The sequence below is a fragment of the Brevundimonas sp. genome, assembly GCF_031082345.1.
Classification (GTDB): domain Bacteria; phylum Pseudomonadota; class Alphaproteobacteria; order Caulobacterales; family Caulobacteraceae; genus Brevundimonas.
This window is the reverse complement of the sequence record NZ_JAVHLH010000194.1, coordinates 1-2,202: the sequence shown is the minus strand read 5'-3', so window position 1 is coordinate 2,202 and position 2,202 is coordinate 1. Positions and strand designations below refer to the sequence as shown.

Here is a 2,202-nt window from a genome sequence, read left to right as displayed (position 1 = left end):
GCATGAACGCCTCCCTCGTCGCCTTTTTCGCCGCCGCCGTCATCGCCGTCATCGCCCTCGCCTGGGCCCTGATGGAGCGCCGCCGCGCCGCCGCGGCCGAGACCCGGAACTGGGAGCTGCGCGAGCGCCACGCCGAGACCGAGGCGCGGATGAAGCTGTTCGAGGACCAGTCCGCGGCCAACGCCGAATTCCTCCGCGCCCAGGCCGCCCAGTCCGCCGGCGCCGTGGCCGAGGAACTGCTCAAACGCACCGACGAGACCTTCCGCAACCGCGAACTGATGGCCCGCGAGCGGATGGAGGCCCAGCTCAAGCCGGTGGCCGACACCCTGGCCAAATTCCAGGAGCACGTGGCCGCCCTCGAAAAAACCCGCAACGAGGAGACCGGCGGCCTCAAGGAACAGCTGGCCCTGCTGATGACCGCCTCCACCGCCACCCGCGACGAGGCGCGACGCCTGACCGAGGCGCTCAAGGGCAACACCGGACGACGCGGCCGCTGGGGCGAACAGACCTGCCGCAACGTGCTCGAGGCCGCCGGCATGGCCGGCCGTTTCGACTTCACCGAACAGACCTCGACCGCCGACGACCAGGGCCGCCAGCAACGCCCCGACTTCGTCGTCCGCATGCCCGGCGGCGGCATGTTCGTGATCGACGCCAAGGTGCCGCTGGCCTTCCCCGACGCCGCCGACGGCGACGAGGAGGCCCAGGGCCGCGCCGCCTCCCTGCGCACCGCCGCCAGCATGAAGACCCACGTGCGCCAGCTGTCGTCCAAGGCCTATCAGGACCAGTTCAAGCCCAGCCCCGACGTGGTCGTGATGTTCGTGCCCGGCGAATCCTTCCTGTCCGCCGCCCTCGACCACGAACCGGACCTGATCACCCAGGCCATGGACGCCCGCGTGCTGATCGCCACCCCGACCACCCTGTTCGCCCTGTGCAAGGCCGTCGCCTACGGCTGGCGCGCCGAGGAGCAGTCCCGCAACGCCGAGCAGGTCGCGAAACTGGGCAAGGAGCTCTACAAACGCCTGTCGGTCATGGGCGGCCACGCCGCCGCCGTCGGCCGGGCGCTCGACACGGCGGTCGGCAAATACAACCAGTTCGTCGGTTCGCTGGAGAGCCAGGTCATGGTCTCGGCCCGACGCTTCGAAGATCTCCACGTCGACCACGAAGGCAAGGACCTGCCCGAACTGCCGCCGGTCGAGGGCTCGCCCCGCGCCCTCTCCCGCCCCGAACTGATCGCCGCCCCGACGCCCGACGTCGCGGCTGAATGACCGGGACAAGGCTGGCGGACTTTTAGACAAGCCTGCTTGACACCCATCCTGAGCGATGTAAAACACCCTTGTCATTCGATGAGGAGCCCCTGATGGACCCCGCCCCCCGGCCCAAACGTCCCTTCGGCCTTGGAACCTATCTGCTGATATTGCTCGGCGTGGGCCTGCTGGGCGGCGTCGCCGGAGGGGTTGGCGCGCTGCTGGATGACCGGCCCGGAACCTTCGGCCTGGCTCTCACCGCCGCCGTTCTGTCCCTCGTCATGGCCATCGCCTTCGCCGCCAGTATCTGGTGGTGGCGCGGCATCGACGAGGCCGCCCGCGAGGCCCACAAATGGGCCTGGTGGTGGGGCGGCTCGGGCGGTATGGCCGTCGGGGCCATCCTTGTGACCACCCTCACCCTCCGCGAAGACGGCGCCGGCGCCGCCTTTTTCGGACTCATCGGGCCCGACCTCGTCACAACCGGCATGTGGACCATCCTGCTGTTCCAGCTGGTCGGCTATGGCGTCGCCTGGTCTGTCTGGTGGCTGAAGCACCGCTAGGAGCCGCCGGATGAACAACCGCCTCAAGGTGCTGCGCGCCGAGCGCAGCTGGAGCCAGGCCGATCTGGCCGAGCGGCTCGGCGTCTCGCGCCAGACCGTCAACGCGCTGGAGACGGGCCGCTACGACCCGTCCCTGCCCCTCGCCTTTCGGATCGCCCGGATCTTCGAACAGCCGATCGAAGCCATCTTCATCGACGGCGAATGACCGCCCCCCACCCCTCTCGATCCACGGACCTGACATGACCTTCAAGAAGCGCCTCAAGACCACCGCCTCCGCCGTCGCCCGCCTGACCGTCGGCGCCGTGCTGGGCCTCGGGCTCGCCGTCGCCGTCATCTCGCCGGTCCACGCCCAGGTCGCGACGCCGCCGGTCGCCGAGGCCGCCCCCGCGATCCGCGCC

Annotated in this window: 3 protein-coding genes; all 3 read left to right on the top strand. The window is 70.0% G+C overall.

Annotated elements, in window-relative coordinates; translation table 11 throughout:
* Positions 1–2 precede the first annotated feature (2 nt).
* Positions 3–1,265: a DNA recombination protein RmuC gene (locus RDU12_RS11840; protein WP_300292734.1), complete on the top strand. Its 1,263-nt coding sequence runs from the start codon at positions 3–5 to the stop codon at positions 1,263–1,265.
* 92 nt (positions 1,266–1,357) lie between these two features.
* The gene (locus RDU12_RS11835; RefSeq protein WP_300292732.1) at positions 1,358–1,804 is read left to right on the top strand and encodes a hypothetical protein; all 447 of its coding nucleotides are present in this window, start codon (positions 1,358–1,360) and stop codon (positions 1,802–1,804) included.
* Between the two features lie 10 nt (positions 1,805–1,814).
* Positions 1,815–2,009, top strand: coding sequence for a helix-turn-helix transcriptional regulator (locus RDU12_RS11830; RefSeq protein WP_300292730.1), 195 nt, complete (start codon positions 1,815–1,817; stop codon positions 2,007–2,009).
* Positions 2,010–2,202 lie beyond the last annotated feature (193 nt).